The 17318-nt window shown below is 38.7% G+C and carries 20 protein-coding genes and 1 other RNA gene; 16 read left to right on the top strand and 5 right to left on the bottom strand.

Translation table 11 applies throughout. The features are described 5' to 3' along the window. The first annotated feature begins 164 nt into the window (after positions 1-164). The 11 genes from QKW49_RS05485 (at position 165) to splB (ending at position 9970) form a co-directional block, all read left to right on the top strand. Positions 165-416: an IreB family regulatory phosphoprotein gene (locus QKW49_RS05485; RefSeq protein WP_282866546.1), complete on the top strand. Its 252-nt coding sequence runs from the start codon at positions 165-167 to the stop codon at positions 414-416. Beyond that, the gene (locus QKW49_RS05480) at positions 370-2613 is read left to right on the top strand and encodes a hypothetical protein (RefSeq protein WP_282866545.1); all 2244 of its coding nucleotides are present in this window, start codon (positions 370-372) and stop codon (positions 2611-2613) included. Before QKW49_RS05485 ends, QKW49_RS05480 begins: the two co-directional genes overlap by 47 nt. Beyond that, on the top strand, positions 2579-3526 hold the full coding sequence (locus QKW49_RS05475; protein WP_282866544.1) for an aldo/keto reductase: 948 nt from the start codon (positions 2579-2581) through the stop codon (positions 3524-3526). Before QKW49_RS05480 ends, QKW49_RS05475 begins: the two co-directional genes overlap by 35 nt. A 183-nt stretch (positions 3527-3709) precedes the next feature. Next, entirely contained in the window at positions 3710-4123 is a 414-nt protein-coding gene (gene ruvX / locus QKW49_RS05470) for a Holliday junction resolvase RuvX (protein WP_282866543.1), read from the top strand. Between the two features lie 98 nt (positions 4124-4221). After that, the gene (locus QKW49_RS05465) at positions 4222-4506 is read left to right on the top strand and encodes a DUF1292 domain-containing protein (protein ID WP_282866542.1); all 285 of its coding nucleotides are present in this window, start codon (positions 4222-4224) and stop codon (positions 4504-4506) included. 131 nt (positions 4507-4637) lie between these two features. Continuing rightward, positions 4638-5624: an acyl-CoA dehydratase activase-related protein gene (locus tag QKW49_RS05460; RefSeq protein WP_282866541.1), complete on the top strand. Its 987-nt coding sequence runs from the start codon at positions 4638-4640 to the stop codon at positions 5622-5624. Further along, on the top strand, positions 5596-6711 hold the full coding sequence (locus QKW49_RS05455; RefSeq protein ID WP_282866540.1) for a CoA protein activase: 1116 nt from the start codon (positions 5596-5598) through the stop codon (positions 6709-6711). The genes QKW49_RS05460 and QKW49_RS05455 overlap by 29 nt, the downstream gene beginning before the upstream one ends. Further along, on the top strand, positions 6686-7669 hold the full coding sequence (locus QKW49_RS05450; protein WP_282866539.1) for an acyl-CoA dehydratase activase: 984 nt from the start codon (positions 6686-6688) through the stop codon (positions 7667-7669). The genes QKW49_RS05455 and QKW49_RS05450 overlap by 26 nt, the downstream gene beginning before the upstream one ends. A 69-nt stretch (positions 7670-7738) precedes the next feature. Beyond that, positions 7739-7924, top strand: a non-coding RNA gene (ssrS, locus tag QKW49_RS05445) — 6S RNA. Between the two features lie 88 nt (positions 7925-8012). Beyond that, positions 8013-8762 (top strand): tRNA threonylcarbamoyladenosine dehydratase, encoded by a 750-nt coding sequence (locus QKW49_RS05440; protein ID WP_282866538.1) that lies wholly within the window; start codon positions 8013-8015, stop codon positions 8760-8762. A gap of 182 nt (positions 8763-8944) precedes the next feature. After that, positions 8945-9970 carry a spore photoproduct lyase gene (gene splB, locus QKW49_RS05435; RefSeq protein ID WP_282866537.1) on the top strand — a complete coding sequence of 342 codons (1026 nt, stop codon included), beginning with the start codon at positions 8945-8947 and terminating at the stop codon, positions 9968-9970. A gap of 62 nt (positions 9971-10032) precedes the next feature. On the opposite strand, the gene QKW49_RS05430 is transcribed toward splB, so the two are convergent. Further along, positions 10033-10206, bottom strand: coding sequence for a hypothetical protein (locus tag QKW49_RS05430; protein WP_282866536.1), 174 nt, complete (start codon positions 10204-10206; stop codon positions 10033-10035). A gap of 184 nt (positions 10207-10390) precedes the next feature. On the opposite strand from QKW49_RS05430, the gene QKW49_RS05425 reads away from it, so the two are divergent. The 5 genes from QKW49_RS05425 (at position 10391) to QKW49_RS05405 (ending at position 14462) form a co-directional block, all read left to right on the top strand. After that, on the top strand, positions 10391-12127 hold the full coding sequence (locus QKW49_RS05425; protein ID WP_282866535.1) for an ABC transporter ATP-binding protein: 1737 nt from the start codon (positions 10391-10393) through the stop codon (positions 12125-12127). A 247-nt stretch (positions 12128-12374) separates the two neighbouring features. Beyond that, positions 12375-13226 carry a pentapeptide repeat-containing protein gene (locus tag QKW49_RS05420; protein WP_282866534.1) on the top strand — a complete coding sequence of 284 codons (852 nt, stop codon included), beginning with the start codon at positions 12375-12377 and terminating at the stop codon, positions 13224-13226. A 70-nt stretch (positions 13227-13296) separates the two neighbouring features. Continuing rightward, a complete protein-coding gene (locus tag QKW49_RS05415; RefSeq protein ID WP_282866533.1) occupies positions 13297-13593 on the top strand; it encodes a hypothetical protein in 297 nt (98 codons plus the stop codon). Between the two features lie 277 nt (positions 13594-13870). Continuing rightward, positions 13871-14044, top strand: coding sequence for a hypothetical protein (locus tag QKW49_RS05410; protein ID WP_282866532.1), 174 nt, complete (start codon positions 13871-13873; stop codon positions 14042-14044). Between the two features lie 160 nt (positions 14045-14204). Continuing rightward, positions 14205-14462 carry a thioredoxin family protein gene (locus QKW49_RS05405; protein WP_282866531.1) on the top strand — a complete coding sequence of 86 codons (258 nt, stop codon included), beginning with the start codon at positions 14205-14207 and terminating at the stop codon, positions 14460-14462. A gap of 117 nt (positions 14463-14579) precedes the next feature. Here the strand turns inward: QKW49_RS05405 and spoVAE are convergent, their stop codons facing one another. From spoVAE to QKW49_RS05385, 4 genes are read right to left on the bottom strand one after another with little or no spacing between them, the layout of a single operon-like run. After that, positions 14580-14933, bottom strand: a complete 354-nt coding sequence (spoVAE, locus tag QKW49_RS05400; protein WP_282866409.1) for a stage V sporulation protein AE — start codon at positions 14931-14933, stop codon at positions 14580-14582. Between the two features lie 15 nt (positions 14934-14948). Next, positions 14949-15950, bottom strand: coding sequence for a stage V sporulation protein AD (gene spoVAD, locus QKW49_RS05395; protein ID WP_282866530.1), 1002 nt, complete (start codon positions 15948-15950; stop codon positions 14949-14951). Continuing rightward, a complete protein-coding gene (gene spoVAC, locus QKW49_RS05390) occupies positions 15951-16430 on the bottom strand; it encodes a stage V sporulation protein AC (RefSeq protein WP_282866407.1) in 480 nt (159 codons plus the stop codon). Positions 16431-16441: 11 nt separating this feature from the next. Continuing rightward, positions 16442-17302: a DUF421 domain-containing protein gene (locus QKW49_RS05385; protein ID WP_282866529.1), complete on the bottom strand. Its 861-nt coding sequence runs from the start codon at positions 17300-17302 to the stop codon at positions 16442-16444. Positions 17303-17318: the final 16 nt, after the last annotated feature.

Genomic DNA, 17318 nt, shown 5'->3' with positions numbered 1-17318 from the left:
TTGACCGATAAAGCACTTTTTCAGTAGTTTCGAACCGTTCCCTGTGTTGCATTTCTGAGCAGATATATAACAAACTTAGTGTGACTTTAAAAAATTAATTATTGCATTCATAATTAATATGGTTTATCCTAATAATATAAATACAATAAGGAAGGTGAGTAGGTATGAATATAAATGAAACAGTAAAATTCAAAGTGGAGAATGAGAAAGAAAAAGAGGTCAGAGAAATACTCCAGGATGTATATAAATCACTGAATGAAAAGGGATACAATCCGGTCAATCAGATTGTAGGTTATATACTTTCAGGAGACCCTACCTACATAACCAGCCACAACAATGCTCGTAGTATTATAAGAAGGATAGAAAGAGATGAATTATTGGAAGAGATCGTTAAAAGTTATCTTAAAGAGAAATAAGATAATTATCCCTTTAGTATTCATTATCCTGTGCAGCTTTTCTACTGTACATGCTAAACTGCATGATCATAGAAAAGCTGTTGTTTTAATTGTGAATTTTACTAATCTTGATGAATTTGCAAGCATGCCAAATTTGAATTACCTCATGAACAATGGCGCTGTTGGGTTAATGAATACAAGGGGAGCAAGCAAGACGGATAGTATGAGAGCGTACGCAACTCTGGGATGGGGAAGCCGTGCAGATGTACAAGCTGAACACTGTCTTGTAGAAGAGCGGCAGAAATCCTTGTATTTGAAGGATATTGATGCAATAAAAAAATTTAATACCGGTAATCCTTATAATGTATCCATTGGTTTATTAGGAAATTATTTTCACAGCATTAACCGTACCACTTCCATGATAGGGAGTACCGGAAGTTCGGGAGTTCAAAATCAATATATTTCACCCGGTGCGTTTGTCGCGGCAGATAGCAGCGGAATGATTGATTCGGGAATAGTAGGGAATGAAATACTATGGTACGATAGTAAGATCCATGAATATCGGACCGACTTTAATGCGTTGTTGAATGCTTTTAAGAAAGAATATGCGAATAATGACTTCATCGTAGTGGATACCCGGGATACTTCTATTTATGAACAATATAGAAGCGGCGGGTCATTGCTATTGGAAAAAGAGAGTGTTTTGTCAGATGTAGACCGGTTTATCGGAAATATCGCAACGCAAATTGATAGTAATAATACGCTGCTGATGGTATTATCACCGCACTATTCTACAGAAGACGCAAAATATGGGAGAAAACTTTGTCCGGTCGTTTTTTATGGACAGGATATTGAATCGGGATTGCTTATTTCCGATACTACACGGCGTACGGGTATTGTTGCCAATATTGATATTGCACCAACAATTATACGTTTTTTTGGAGGAATCCCAAAAGATGTGACAGGTGAAGCTATCAATGTGAAGGAAACAGCTCAGCCACTGAAGAAGGCATTTGACTTATACCGAATTACCGCGTTTAACTCGTTAAATAGAGGAATTGTGTTAAAAACGTACATTGCCTTTCAAATATTTTTATTGGTTATAATATTATTATTTGTACTTATTTCTGTCACAGGGGTGCGGTTTTCCAAATCAAAACAAGATATTCAAGAGGGGCAGAAATCAATTATACGAATCGGCAATAAGCCATATAGTGAAGAATTATTGTATAAAGTGAATGCAGCCTTGCGTTTAATGGTGTTATTTGTTCTCATCTGTCCAACAGCATTATTTTTAATGCCGTTGACAGGTGTAAGCAGTTTGTTTGCGTATATATTGGGATTAATCTTAATAAATATGATTTTCACATTTTTGATATGCAGGATTACGCCAAACCAGGAAATCCGTATTATTACCATTTGCTTGTTAACGTCTGTATGCATAGCGGCTGATTTGCTGATGAACGGGCCGTTAAATAAGACATCGCTGCTTGGATATGACGCGGTGATCGGTGCAAGGTATTATGGGTTAGGCAATGAGTATTTGGGTGTATTGCTTGCTACATCCTTAATGAGTATTATACCGTTGGTTCAGAAAAAGAAGATTTCTGCCTGGATTGCAGTGTTACTTCTAATAATGATTTTGCCGGTAATCGGCTTAACCATGTTCGGCGCCAATGTTGGAGGGACCATTGCTGCTACTATGGCTTTCGGTTTTGCCACATTAAGTTTTTTAAAAAGAAGAATTACGTTCAGAAAGATACTGCTTCTCTTTGCTGCAGTGATTTCAGTAGTCGGACTTTTCGCGGCATATGATATTCTATGGGCGCCGCAGAAGTCCCATCTTGCGAGAGCATTAATTGATTTCAAGCACAGGGGCATTGATATTATTTTTGATATTATCCGAAGAAAGCTGGAAATGAATTTAAAGTTGTTAAGATGGACGATTTGGAGTAAAGTTCTTCTTGTTTCAGTGGCAGTGATAGGGATTCTATTCCTAAAGCCCAGAGGAATGTTGTATACATTAATTAATAAATATAAGAGCTTTTCATCGGCGTGGTATGCCATACTGGTGGGCAGTGCAGTAGGAATGATGGTAAACGATTCCGGGGTTGTTGTTGCAGCTACAAGCAATATCTTTTTGATATTCAGTTTGTTATATTTTTTATTGGGGGAAGAGCAATTTGGAATACGTAGCATTAGGAAAAACAGGACTTAAGGTTTCAAGGCTATGCTTTGGGGGATTAACGGTAGGTCCCCTTCAGGCTAATCTGCCTGTGATGAAAGCCGCCGAGGTGATCTTAGAAGCTTTCCGGCAGGGAGTTAATTTTATTGATACCGCAGAGCTTTATCAGACCTATCCTCATATTGCGGCGGCGCTCAAAACGTGGGATAAGGAAGTGATTATATCCACAAAAACCTATGCGTATGATAGAAACGGTGCGGCGAAAAGTTTGGATAAAGCCCAAAGAGAACTAAACAGAGACGTTATCGACATTTTTATGCTTCATGAGCAGGAAAGTGAGTGGACGTTAAAAGGCCACCGTGAAGCGTTGGAATATTTTTTGGAATGTAAGGAAAAAGGTATAGTAAAAGCGGTAGGGATATCGACACATCATATCGCCGCGGTAAAAGCAGCCTGTTTGATGGGTGAAATAGATGTAATCCATCCTATTGTCAATCACAGAGGGCTGGGAATCGTAGACGGTTCAATAGGAGAAATGCTTAGAGCCATTGAGGCAGCCTATGACAAGGGGATAGGGATCTATGCGATGAAACCCCTTGGGGGAGGTAATCTGATCAATCAGTTTGAGGAATGTCTGGATTATGTTTTATCCATACCCTGTATACATTCTATTGCATTAGGAATGCAGTCTGTAGAAGAGGTCATTGCAAACGTAAGTTATTTTGAAGATAGAAATGTGAAGCCAGAAGTGGTGGAAAGACTAAGAACTAAAAAAAGATCGCTGCACATTGATGAATGGTGTGAAGGATGTGGAGACTGCTTGCCTGCGTGTAAACATGGAGCTATCTATATAGAAGACGGAAAGTTAAGGGTAACAGCTGAAAAGTGTATCCTTTGCGGGTACTGCGGAAGTAAATGCAAGAACTTTGCCATAAAGATCGTTTGAATGGCTGATAGTTCACAGAGTTATACAATATGCTATCAAGCTGGTTCTGGTAGGGGCGGACGACTCTGTCCGCCCGCGAATACCGCAATGGAATATCGGGTGGACAAGGTCGTCCACCCCTACAGATAAGCATGAAGTTATTTAATTATCTATACGTTAAATTATAAAAGTGGGAGTAAATTTATGAGAATAATGGGAATTGATTATGGAGACAGCAGAATCGGGGTGGCGATGAGCGACCCGATGGGTTGGACTGCTCAAGGTTTGGAAACAATAAATGAGAAGAATATGGATAGAGCTGTTACACGTATTAAAGAATTGGCTGATGCATACAATGTAGATAAGATTGTTGTGGGACTTCCTAAAAATATGAATGGAACCATAGGAGAAAGAGGCGAGATAACCCTGCAGTTTATAGATAAAATGCAGCAGGTTCTGAATAAAGAGGTCATCATGTGGGATGAAAGGCTGACAACGGTTGCAGCGCATAAAATGTTGAATGAAACCAATGTAAGAGGGAAAAAGCGAAAACAAGTGGTTGATACGGTGGCAGCAAGCTATATATTGCAAGGTTATTTGGATAGTATCATAAAATAAAGAAGCGCGTTTATAATTTGCAAATTTGGCAGATAATAATTGACAGTAGGTCTTTGGTATTATACAATGAATTGAAATCAAACAATGAGGTGAATAGTATGACAGAAGAAAGAGATGACATTATCGTATTAGTGGATGAAAATGGTGAAGAAGTTGAATTTGAACATTTGGACACCATAGAAATGAATGATAGTCATTATGTAGTATTACTGCCCGTTAGTGATGTGGAAGAAGATGAAGTGGTAATCCTTAAAGTCGAAGAAGGAGAAGGCGAAGAAGACAATTTAGTTGCGGTAGAAGATGAAGAAGAATTGAATGAAGTCTTCGAAGAGTTTAAAACACGTATGGAAGATGAATTCGACTTTGTAGATGACGAAGAATAATATAGTATTTTAAAATACACCCGGTTCAAAAGACCGGGTGTATTTTTTTATTGCAAATTGGTTATAAAAACAAGTATAAATACCAATAATACATGAAGGTAATGATAGGATAAAAGAGTTGAGGTGAAAAGATGACTGTAAAAGTGGGTATTCCAAGAGCGTTGTTATATTATGAATATTATCCGATGTGGAAGACCTTCTTCGAAGAATTGGGGGTTCAAGTGATCCTCTCTGATATAACGACAAAAGACATTTTGAATAAAGGAGTGAAGAGCTGCGTGGACGAGGCTTGTCTGCCGGTGAAGCTTTTTCACGGACATGTAGAAACATTAAAAGATAAAGTGGATTATATATTTATTCCAAGATTAAAGAGCGTATCAAAAAGCGAATATATCTGTCCGAAATTCTGCGGTCTGCCTGAGATGGTCAAATACTCTGTTAAAGGACTTCCACCTATCATCGATACGGAAATAAACATGAGAAAATCAAAAGAACAGATATATAAAGCATTTATGAAGATCGGCCATGTGTTTATAAAAGATAAAAGGTTGATTGATGCAGCATACCGCAGAGCGCTGCAAAAACAAGATGAATACACTGGAATGCTGCATAAGGGTAAATATCCTTTTGAATTGCTGGATAATAAAAAAGCAACACCTGTACCAACCGGAAATTTACGTATAGGTTTGATAGGTCATGTTTATAATCTATACGACAGTTATATTAGTATGGATTTGATATTGAAGCTTCAGCAGCAGGGAATAACAGTAGTAACACCTGAGCAGATTGATGAAGAAATCATCCTTGATCAAGCTGAAAAACTACCCAAGAAAATGTTTTGGACTTTTGGAAAACGCCTGATGGGTACTGCTTGTCATTTGATGAATGAAAATGATATAGACGGGATCATCTATATCATGTCTTTCGGATGTGGAATTGACGCATTTGTAGCTGATTTATGCGAAAGAAAAATCAGAAGAGCAGGAAATCGGCCGTTTTTCTTATTGACACTTGATGAGCATTCCGGTGAAGCAGGAGTGAATACACGTCTGGAGGCATTTATCGATATGGTGAGATGGAGGAAAAGAAATGAAAACAACATTTCCGCACATGGGTAATACAAATATTGTCGTAAAAGCACTGTTTGATTATTTAGGGATAGAGTTTATTGTACCTCCTGCATGTAGTAAGCGTACGTTGGAGATTGGCACGAAGCATGCGCCTGAAATGGCATGTCTGCCGTTAAAGGTGAATATCGGGAATTTCATAGAAGCTATGGAAAAAGGGGCGGATACTATTGTCATGACAGGTGGGTGCGGCCCTTGCAGATTCGGATATTACGCCGAAGTACAAAAAGAAATACTTAAGGATTTGGGCTATGAAGTAGAAATGATTACTTTGGAAATGCCCGATGGTGATATAAAAGAATTTTTCAGAAGGATTAGGAGGCTGATTGGTTCTCAAAGCATGCTGAAGGTACCCATGGCTATCAATAAAGCTACGAAAGTAGCTGTGGAATTGGATAGACTGGATAAGCTTTCCTTTCATACAAGGCCTCGTGAAAAAGTAAAAGGGAAAACAGACTGGGTCATGCGTAAATTTCAGCATCAGGTCAATAAAGTACATGGCCCGGATAGTATCATAAAGCTTATTCATGCAGCTCAGAAAGAACTGAATATGATAGATATTGACCAATCATTTAAACCTTTAAAAATAGGGATTGTAGGAGAAATATATACGGTGATTGAGCCTTTTACCAATTTTAAAATTGAGCGTATGTTGGGGGATATGGGAATAGAAGTTGACAGGTCGCTGAATATAAGTGGTTGGATTATTGAACATATGATTAAGCCGGCATTACATTTAAGAAAAAACAGGCCATATGAAAAAGCGGCTGAGCCGTATTTGAATTCGATGATCGGAGGTCATGCGCAGGAGACCATAGGCAGCAGTGTGCTATATGCGCAGCAAGGTTACGACGGAGTTATACAGGTGTATCCTTTTACTTGTATGCCGGAAATTGTCGCGGAAAGTATATTGCCTGCAGTGAGTAATGATCTGAATATTCCCATACTGACGCTGATTATTGATGAATTAACCGGAGAGGCCGGATATAAAACCAGGATAGAAGCTTTCACAGATATGCTTGTAAGAAGAAGAGAAAGGGGCTTTGCCGTAAATGAATACATATTATCTGGGAATTGACGTTGGTTCGGTAAGTACGAATTTAGTATTGATAGATGAAGAATGTAAGGTTTCTGAGAAACTGTATATAAGAACCCAAGGTCAGCCAATAAAAGCATTAAAAGAAGGGTTAAAAACTCTAAAACTCGGAATGAAAGAAAGTTACAGAATTAACGGCGTAGGAACTACAGGAAGCGGCCGGCAGTTGGCAGCCGTGATGGTAGGAGCGGATATCATGAAAAATGAAATCACTACCCATGCCGTTGCTGCACTGGAATATTGTTCCGATGTACGCACCATATTAGAGATCGGAGGGCAGGATTCCAAGATTATTATCATAAGGGATGGTGTGGTATATGATTTTGCCATGAATACTGTTTGTGCCGCAGGGACAGGTTCATTTCTGGACAGGCAGGCATCACGTTTGAATATTCCTATCCAGCAATTTGGTGAATATGCGTTAAAGTCTACCACTCCCGTAAGAATCGCGGGGCGCTGTGCGGTATTCGCTGAATCCGATATGATTCATAAGCAGCAAACCGGACAGAATACTGAAGACATCATCAATGGCCTCTGTGAGGCGTTGGTTCGAAATTATTTAAATAACCTGGGAAAAGGAAAAGAGATCGTTGAGCCTATTCTGTTTCAAGGAGGCGTAGCAGCCAATGTCGGTATTATTGCCGCATTTGAAAGACAGCTTGAAAAGAAAATCATTATTCCGGAGTATTTCGATGTAATGGGTGCATTGGGGGCAGCAGTTCTTGCGAAAGAAGAAGTAAGAAAAAAAGGAAGTACGGATTTTTACGGTTTTGAACTGGTGGACCGGGAATATAAAGCGAAAAGTTTTGAGTGTCAGGACTGCTCCAATATGTGTGAAGTGGTGGAAATCCTTTCAGATAATCAACCGATTGCGCGTTGGGGAGACAGATGCGGAAAATGGAATATCGTGAGTACGAGCAAACAAGAGACTTCGGCATAAATTTAGTAAAATTTTCACTAATCATTGGCACTTGAAAATATAAATGATTTGTGCTATGATGAAGTTAATAAATCCCTGCTGTGTGCGTGGTTGAGGCAGTGTTTTGAACCAACACTATTTTAAAGGGAGTCCGTACTCTGAGTGTGGCATATAGGCCCCCCATTATGGCCAGGGGAAATATAAAACAATCAGGAGGACACCCACCTGCTAGGGCAGGTTTAAAATATGCCTAGGGCACGGCTCGGTGGGGAAGTTAAATTTGAATACTCGCAATTAGGGTTGCCGGCATTTTGCTTGGCAACTTTTTATATTTTGCAATTTTTTATATAATGGAGGATTTAACATGTTGCATTCATTTTCAAGGACAGAGTTATTATTGGGTACAAAAGGATTGGAAAAGCTATCACAGTCAAAAGTTGCGATATTCGGTATCGGCGGAGTCGGAAGTTTTACTGTAGAAGCGTTAGCAAGATCAGGTGTTGGAAAATTTGTATTGGTGGATGACGATACCGTATGTCTTACAAACTTAAACAGGCAGCTTCATGCGACTAGGAAGACAGTAGGCAAGCCTAAGGTAAGTTTGATGAGAGAAAGGATTCTGGATATTAATCCTAAAGCGGAAGTAGTGGTATATCAGGAATTCTATAGTGCTGAAAATGCCGAGAGTCTTATACATGATGATACGGATTACATAGTGGATGCTATTGACACGGTTACGGCGAAGATTGATCTGATTGTCCGGGCAAAAGAGAAGGGTATTCCGGTGATGAGCAGTATGGGAGCAGGAAATAAATTAGACCCTACACAATTTCAAGTTGCGGATATATATGAGACATCTATTGATCCATTGGCAAAAGTGATGAGAAGGGAATTAAGAAGAAGGAATGTCACTTCTTTAAAGGTAGTTTATTCAAAAGAAGAACCTTTAACGCCGCTGGAATTGGATAATACATGCAGGACTGACTGCATATGCTCCAATAAAGAACGTACATGTACAGTACGCAGGCAGATACCCGGAAGTGCAGCGTGGGTGCCTTCGGTTGCAGGATTGATTATCGGGGGAGAAGTGATTAAGGATCTGGTAAAAATATAATAAGAATACTCAGCAACAGCATATTCATTATGCTGTTTTTTTGCGGCAAATATAAATTGTTTGATATTATATACGGGATTTGCAAAATATATTATCAGGTCGATTGTTTATGTGTAATAGAATTATGATATTTACTTGAATGCAATATATTTTAAAAATCCATATATATTGGAGGAATATAGATGAATTTATGGAAGCCGGATAGAGTATATTTTGAGCCATCCGCTATGGAATATCCTATGAGTAAAAAAATATATGATTACTGTAAGACGAATAATATACCTGTTCTTAAAACGACCTCTCATAGTCAAGTAAGGGATATTCCCGGTGAGACAGAGAGAGCTCAATTTGCCAATGCGAGAAAAACTCTTGTGGTGGGTACAAAAAAGAGTATGAAATTAGAAGTTTGCAAGCCATCTGCTCATTATCAATTTTCCTTAGTAACCAATTGTCCCGGGAATTGTGAATACTGCTATTTATATACTACACAAGGGAAAAAGCCGTATGTACGTGTTTATGTGAATATGGATGAGCTTTTCGATACTATTGATCAATATATAGAGCAACGATTGCCTGAAGTTACCAGCTTTGAAGCGGCAAGCACCGGTGACCCGCTGGGATTGGAACATATTACGGGAGCGTTAAAAGAAACTATTGAACATTTTGGAACGCTTGAACAGGGTATATTAAGAGTAGTAACAAAGTTCTCAAATGTCGACAGCTTGCTGGATGCCAAGCATAATGGCAAAACCGCATTCAGATTTTCAATTAATTCCGACTACGTGATACGCAATTTTGAGCATACAACGGCACAACTTCAAGAAAGGCTTAAAGCAGCAAAAAAGATACAGGATGCGGGATATGAATTGGGATTTATCATCGCGCCTATCATATTACATGAAGGTTGGAAAGACGGATATAAAAAACTGATAGAAATGCTGCATGACCATATTTCTGCTGAAAACAATAAAACCATTACATTTGAACTCATTCAGCACCGTTTTACAAGCAATGCAAAGGAGATCATCCTCAAAAGATTCCCTAATACCAAGTTGGATATGGATGAAAGCAAAAGAGCGTTGAAATTCGGCAAATATGGCAGAACAAAATATGTTTATCCAAAGGAAGAAGCTGCCGAAATGAAGGAATATATCAGCAATCTTATCACAGAGCTTTATCCTAATGGGAAGATACAATATTTCACGTAAATAGTAGGAAAAGAGCTGCCTCAAGAGGGCAGCTCTAAATTTTAATACAGCAGACATTTAAATTATTTGGTAAAGGACTGGACTTCTTTTTGCAAATCCAATTCAAGGAGATTCAATTTTTCATTTAAATCATTGATAACGTTTTTATCCGCTGCTGCTGCAAGTTCTTTCTCTGTTTCAATTTTCAGAGATTTTAGAATCTTTATTTTGTGAAGAGTGCTTATTTTGTTTGGCATACTTTGTTCTCACTTTCTGTAATTTATAATATATATATTTTAACCCTTTTTAAATCTAAGTTCAACAAAATATGAGCATTAGATGTAAGTGATTGTGTGAATATATTATATTGAAGAAATATATGAGATTTGTTATACTTCTTAATAATGCTGTAGAACTGTATGAGTTTTTAGGAGGAGTTAAATGAAGAACATTATTCGGTTAATAAAATACGCGCGTCCATATTGGTGGCTGTTAGTGATAGCAGGTTTCAGCCTGCTGACGATTACCGCTCTAAATCTTGTAACGCCTTGGCTTGTGAAAGAATTGATCAGAATATTGACAGAACAGCAAGATATGAATGCAATGCTTGTTATTCAAAATACCGTGATGATCCTTGTCGCTGCATATGTAGTGAGAGCTGTTTTTACATACTTTTATAGATATTTGAGCCATGTTGCTGCGTGGAAACTGGTAGCGGATATGAGGACGATGGTTTATGAACATCTGCAAAAACTGTCTTTGCGGTATTATCATGACAAACAAACCGGACAGCTTATGTCTAGAACAATCAATGATACGGCGACATTTGAGGTGTTAATCGCCCATGCAGTTCCGGATTTGATTACAAACGGCTTAATTCTTATCGGTATCACCACCATTTTATTTGTGATCAATGCTTACCTGGCAGCTTTAGCACTTATTCCCATCCCTTTTTTGATGATAGGGGGATGGTGGTTCACTAAAAAGGTTTTACCGAACTTTAGAGAGGCACAAAGTACGTTGGCGGAGTTAAATGCAGTTGTACAGGACAATATTTCCGGGATTAAAGAGATTCAAGTGTTTAATCAGCAGATCAGAGAAAAAAATAGAGTGGATAAACGAGCAAAAAAGTATGCATCGGCGATATTGCATGCGCTAAAGCTAAGCGCGATATTTCATCCGGCGGTTGAAATGGTTAGTGCGTTCGGGACAGTGGTAGTGGTGGGTTTTGGAGGATGGCTGGCTATGCGGCATTACATATCTCCGGCGGATATTGTAGGTTTTATATTATATCTAAGTCTTTTTTACCAGCCTATTACTACCCTTGCAAGAGTCATTGAAGACTTACAGCAAGCTACAGCCGGGGCGGAAAGAGTGTTTGAATTGCTTGATACAGAGCCGGATATCGTTGATCAAAAAAATGCAAAAGAGATAGCAAAAGCCGGGGGCGAAATAACTTTTGAGCATGTGGATTTTGAGTATGTATCTTCCAAGCCGGTTTTAAAAGATGTCAGCTTTCATGTTCAATCAGGACAAATGCTTGCGTTGGTAGGGCCGACAGGAGTAGGAAAAACAACAATCATCAGCTTGGCAGCTCGGTTTTACGATCCGACTTCCGGCAGAATTCTGTTAGATGGGACGGATATAAAGGAGATCACGATTTCTTCTCTAAGAAATCAAATTAGTATCGTACTTCAGGATATATTTCTTTTTAACGGAAGTGTTGCGGATAATATTGCTTATGGAAGTAAAGAGGCCTCTTTGGAAGATATCGTCCAAGCCGCAAAGATCGCGAGGGCTCATGACTTTATTAGCGAGCTGCCGCAAGGGTATGATACTATTATCGGAGAACGGGGTGTGAAACTGTCGGGAGGACAAAAACAGCGCTTGTCCATTGCGAGAGCTGTATTGCGAAACACGCCGATTCTAATACTGGATGAAGCAACCGCCGCTGTTGATGTTGAGACTGAAAAGCAGATACAACAGGCCATACAGGAATTAGCAGGGAGCAAGACCATCATCGTGATTGCCCATAGACTATCCACAGTGAAAAAAGCCGATAGGATTCTAGTTTTAAAAGAAGGAGAAATCGTTGAGTCGGGAACCCATGAAGATCTACTGCAATTGGGCGGGTTATATGAGCAGCTATGCAAAACGCAGTTGGAAATACATAAATAATAACTTTGATATTGTATTATACCTCGAATATGCCAAGCGTATTCGAGGTATAATATTCTATACACTATTTGCAAATGACTGCTTGGAAGGATTATTCCTCCGAAAAATGCTTTAAATATTTGATTTCACACTATGATTGAATATAGATAAATAGTATTAAGAGTAATATTGTAGAAGTTAATATTAGAATTATGATATAATCAAAAGTATAAATTATTTGTATTTTTCTAGCATGAGGTAAATGGATATGACTTCTATGTATGAAGATAAACTTAATAATGAATTACGAGTTGATTGCAAAAAATGCTTTGGTTTATGCTGTGTAGCATTGTACTTTTGGGCTTCGGAAGGTTTCCCAACCGATAAAGAGGCCGGAAAGCCTTGTATAAACTTGCAACCGGACTTTGTCTGTTCTATCCATAAAGACCTTAGGAATAAGAGGCTTAAGGGTTGTATAGCTTATGACTGTTTTGGTGCCGGTCAAAAGGTAGCTCAAGTTACTTTTGGTGGACAGGATTGGCGGCAAGTACCTAAATCAGCTAAAAAGATGTTTGATTCATTTTTGATTATGAGGCAGCTTCATGAAATGTTATGGTATCTTACTCAAGCATTTATGCTGCAAACGGATGAGGGCATAAAAGAGGAGATAACCTCATTGTGGGAAAGTACGGAACAGCTTACCTTTCTCGATGTTGATGCTATACTAGCACTGGATGTAACGGCTCATCGAACCAAGGTTAACAAACTGCTTAAAAATACCAGTGATCTAGTACGTACTAAAGCACGTGGTGAAAAAAACACTTCTTCAATAAATAAGAATACACATTCTCGGTCGTTAGACTATTTTGGCGCAGATCTGAGAAAAACTAATCTTCGAGGTGCAGACTTGAGGGGAGCTTGTCTTATTGCGGCAAACCTTAGAGGAGTCGATTTGAGCGGGGCTGATCTTATCGGGGCTGATCTGCGGGATGCAGAGCTTAGTGGAGCTAATCTCGCAAACAGCATTTTCCTTACCCAAGCTCAGATCAACACAGCTAAGGGTGATTCACATACAAAGCTGCCCAGTATGCTGGTTCGTCCAACCTATTGGTCAAAGTAGCTAACCGGTATGAATGTGAATTATTTGCACTGGATATTCGGAAAATAAAAGATTTTAAGGAGTATTTAATATGCTTATTGCTTTTATTGTTGGATTTATTATTGCTCTGATAGGGTGTATTTTATCTTTTGTAACCGGGAATTGGTATATTTCTTTTGGAATATCTATTGTAATGGCTATTATTTCAGTGTTGGTAGCAAGTGTTTTTAAAAACTTTTCACTAATACTTACAGCCAGAGTGAGATCAGAAAATAAAAAGAAAGGTAAGGAACTACTTGAGCTTGAAGCTTACTCAAGAATTCTTACATTATTTGCATTACCCAATATAATAATTGCAGTATTTTTGTATTTCAAATTATTTAGTTAATTGAATGAGTTTAAATTTAATACAATTTAATTTCTATAGGAAGGGATATGAAGGATCTTTTTCTCAAGTTCTGTGATCGCTCAAGATTTAACAGTACTTTGAAAAAAGATCCTTCATGCTGTTATAGAGGAAATCCGTAGAGAACTCTCTAGCATACAGAACTGGAAATAATAAAAAAAATTCTAAAAATATTGACGATAGATAAGTTGTCGGTCAAAATAACACCAAACAGATAAGAATAATTGGAATTAAAATTGGTCTTGAAAGGAGAGCAAAGGTGAAGCAATTAAATTTTGGAACATTAAATACGAAATATGCGGAGAAAAACCCGGAGGAGGCAATCAGGTACATAGTAGAAACAATTGGTATTTCAAAAATAGTACTAGCTTCAAGCCTTTCTATAGAAGACCGGTTACTGACGAAGAGGCGATTGAGACAACAAAAACGTTAGCATGTAAGGAAGGAATATTAGGAGGTATATCAGCCGGAGCAGCAACCTTTGTTGCTTTGCAGATAGCTCAAAAACTTGAGCCGGGAAAGAGAGTGCTTTCAATTATTCCTGATACTGGAGAAAGATATTTAAGCATGGGACTGATATGAGGTGAGGCATAATGAACGAGCTAGCCAATTTATACAATAGCGGTATTATATATGTACAGTATATAGAGACTGGAGATACGGAAATAAAGCAAAAGCATCTTCACTATCTCCATAAAATTGAGTTCTCTAAAGCGAGCAGACAGAAAATCTTAAAGATAAAAAACTGTGATAGATTGCTGGTATTTTGCAGTATCATGTGTAATGACTGCAGGATCACGCTGGCATTATTGGAAAATATTCGACAAATATTAAGCTTTTCCTGCTTATAAAGGTGAAAAAGTAACCATTGTTGCTGCGGCACTTTGGACCCCTGCAATAGCTTGCTGCATTTGAGTTCCTACTGTCATATCATCACCTCCTTCCGAAAAAAGCGTTTTTAAAAGTATTTAGCCCTTTGGTCTGGCTAACAAGGCTGCCATAAAAGCAAAAATAATTGCAGCTGAAATACCTGCGCTGGTAACTTCAAATATACCTGTAAGCACTCCCACTATTCCGCTTTTTTGTGCTTCTTGCAGTGCACCTTTTACCAGTGAGTTTCCAAAACTGCTGATAGGCACGGATGCTCCTGCTCCGGCAAACTTTATTAGCGGCTCATATAATCCAAGTCCACCCAATACAGCACCTACAACTACTAATGAACTGGTCATATGTGCAGGCGTAAGCTTAAACACATCCATCAATATTTGTCCCACAACACAAATACCGCCACCTACTATAAAAGCCCAAATAAATTTTTCCATCTACTCGTCCTCCTCTTATGCTTCTATGGATACAGCATGGGCGATGCAGGGGATACTCTCTTTTTGCTGATAAGAGAGGGGTGACATTAAAGCCCCTGTTGCAACAATTAAAATCTTTTTAAGTTCGCCTTTCCTCATACGGTTTAAGAAATGTCCGTAGGTAACTGTAGCGCTGCATCCGCACCCACTGCCTCCGGCCATTACCGGCTGCTCTTTTTTGTAGATTAAAACACCACAATCGGTTAGAATTTCATTTTTTATTTTTATACCATGGTCGGCTAGTAAATCCGCAGCAATATGATGTCCGACTCTTCCCAGATCACCTGTTGCAATGATATCATAATAAGAAGGTTCTCGATTTAAATCCCTGAAATGGGCCTCAATAGTATCTACTGCTGCAGGTGCCATTGCACCTCCCATGTTGAAAGGATCAGATAATCCCATGTCAATTACCCGTCCAATGGTAGCAGATGTAACCTTAGGTCCTTCACCTTGTCTTGTTAATAGTCCCGCCCCTGCTCCAGTCACTGTCCACTGGGCAGTAGGGGGTTTTTGTCCTCCATATTCGGTAGGATATCTGAACTGCTTTTCAGCTGCTGCATTATGACTGGAGGCTGCCGCTATAACATTATCACCAAATCCGCTATCTATAATGAGGGAGGCGAGGGCTAGTCCTTCCATAGCACTGGAGCAGGCCCCAAAAAGTCCTAAGTAGGGAGCACCTAAAGTGCGTGCGGCAAAACTGCTGGAAATAATCTGGTTCATCAGGTCTCCACTCAGAAAAAACTGTATGTCTTCTTTTTTCTTTCCTACTTTATGGATAGCTGTTTCACAAGCTTCTTCCAATAGTTTCTTTTCAGCTTTCTCATAGCTATCTTGCCCTAACCATATATCATCATGTAGTTTATCAAAATCACCAGCTAATGGTCCTTTTGCCTCAAAAGGCCCGCCTACAGCTGCACTGGAAGCGATAACAGGCTTAGATTCAAATACCCATGTTTGATGGCCCTGTATCATTTACATTCCCCCTAATGCCTTAATGATTATTTTTATTAAAGCAACTACAAAGGCAGAAAAAACGCCATAAACGATAACCGAGCCGGATAATTTAAACATATTGCCTCCTACGCCTAATACATATCCTTCACTTCGGTGTTCAATAGCAGCAGATGCCATTGTGTTGGCGAACCCTGTTACGGGTACGGCAGTACCTGCACCTGCCCACTGCCCGATATGGTCGTATACACCAAGACTGGTAAGTATTACTGAAATAATGATTAAAACTGCAACTGTAGGATTGCCTGCTGTCGTTTCAGTAAAGTTAAAATACTTTATAAACATCATCTGTAAGGCTTGCCCAATGGTACAAACAATGCCTCCTACAAAAAAAGCTTTGATACAGTTTGTTACAACAGGACGTTTTGGTTCTCTAGCCTGTGCAAATGCTTGGTACTGCTGCTGCGTTGGCGTTAGCTTTTTGTTTTTTTTACTGGACATTTTATCACCTTCTATCGTAATAAATATGGTTCTAAGCTTTCTATAACCATTTTAAGCTTATCCGCATCTTGCGAATACATCATCTTTGCATATTTATTTTCTGTTTCTAATGAAAAGGTTATCAAATCTGCTTGAGCTTTTTCAAGATTTGCATAGAGCATTTCTTTTACTTTAGGCTGGGGCAGTTGTATAGCATCATCAAAGAGATCCACATATAAATCCCCAGATGAATCAACTTGTCCTATAAATACATTATCTAGTGACAAACCCATATTTTCTAACTGCATATTCAGCCACTGCTGGTTTAGCCCTAGGTTTGCAAGAGGCTCGTTTAGTATGTTTCCATCTAATATAACTGTTTGCGGTTCGGATTGCGGTGCTACTTTTCTTCCTAAGTCATAAGATGTAACTGGTTTTTTATCTGATTTTAATAGAACATTTATATCACCGGTAGTCTCCATGATGGCAAATTCAACATCAGCCAAATTAAATACATTCTTTGTTCTAAGCTCTCTTAGAAGTTCTTCACCTGTAAGTCTTACTTGTGATAGGTTTTCTTCCATAACCTTTCCTTGCTTTATTAAAATGGTTTCCTTGCCGTTTATTACATCATGAAATAATTTGCTCTTTAGAGATAGGTAGTCTAAAGCCAAAGACAGAATAATCCATACACCTAAAGCAATAAATCCAAACGCCAGATTTGTAATCATCTTCACAGAAATGAGAGCAGTAATGAGGGCAATAACCGTGTAGTTAACGAACTGAAAAGGAGTCATTTTTGCCACATTTCTCTTTCCGAGTATTCTAATAAAAACGATAGATAGAAAAAATAATGCAGCAGATCTTAGCAATATATCTAGCCAGTCTTTCATATATAACTCTCCTTAC

The sequence above is a fragment of the Petroclostridium sp. X23 genome (assembly GCF_030013905.1).
Classification (GTDB): domain Bacteria; phylum Bacillota; class Clostridia; order SK-Y3; family SK-Y3; genus X23.
Note: the sequence above shows the minus strand (reverse complement) of the source record. Positions and strands in the feature narration are given on the sequence as shown.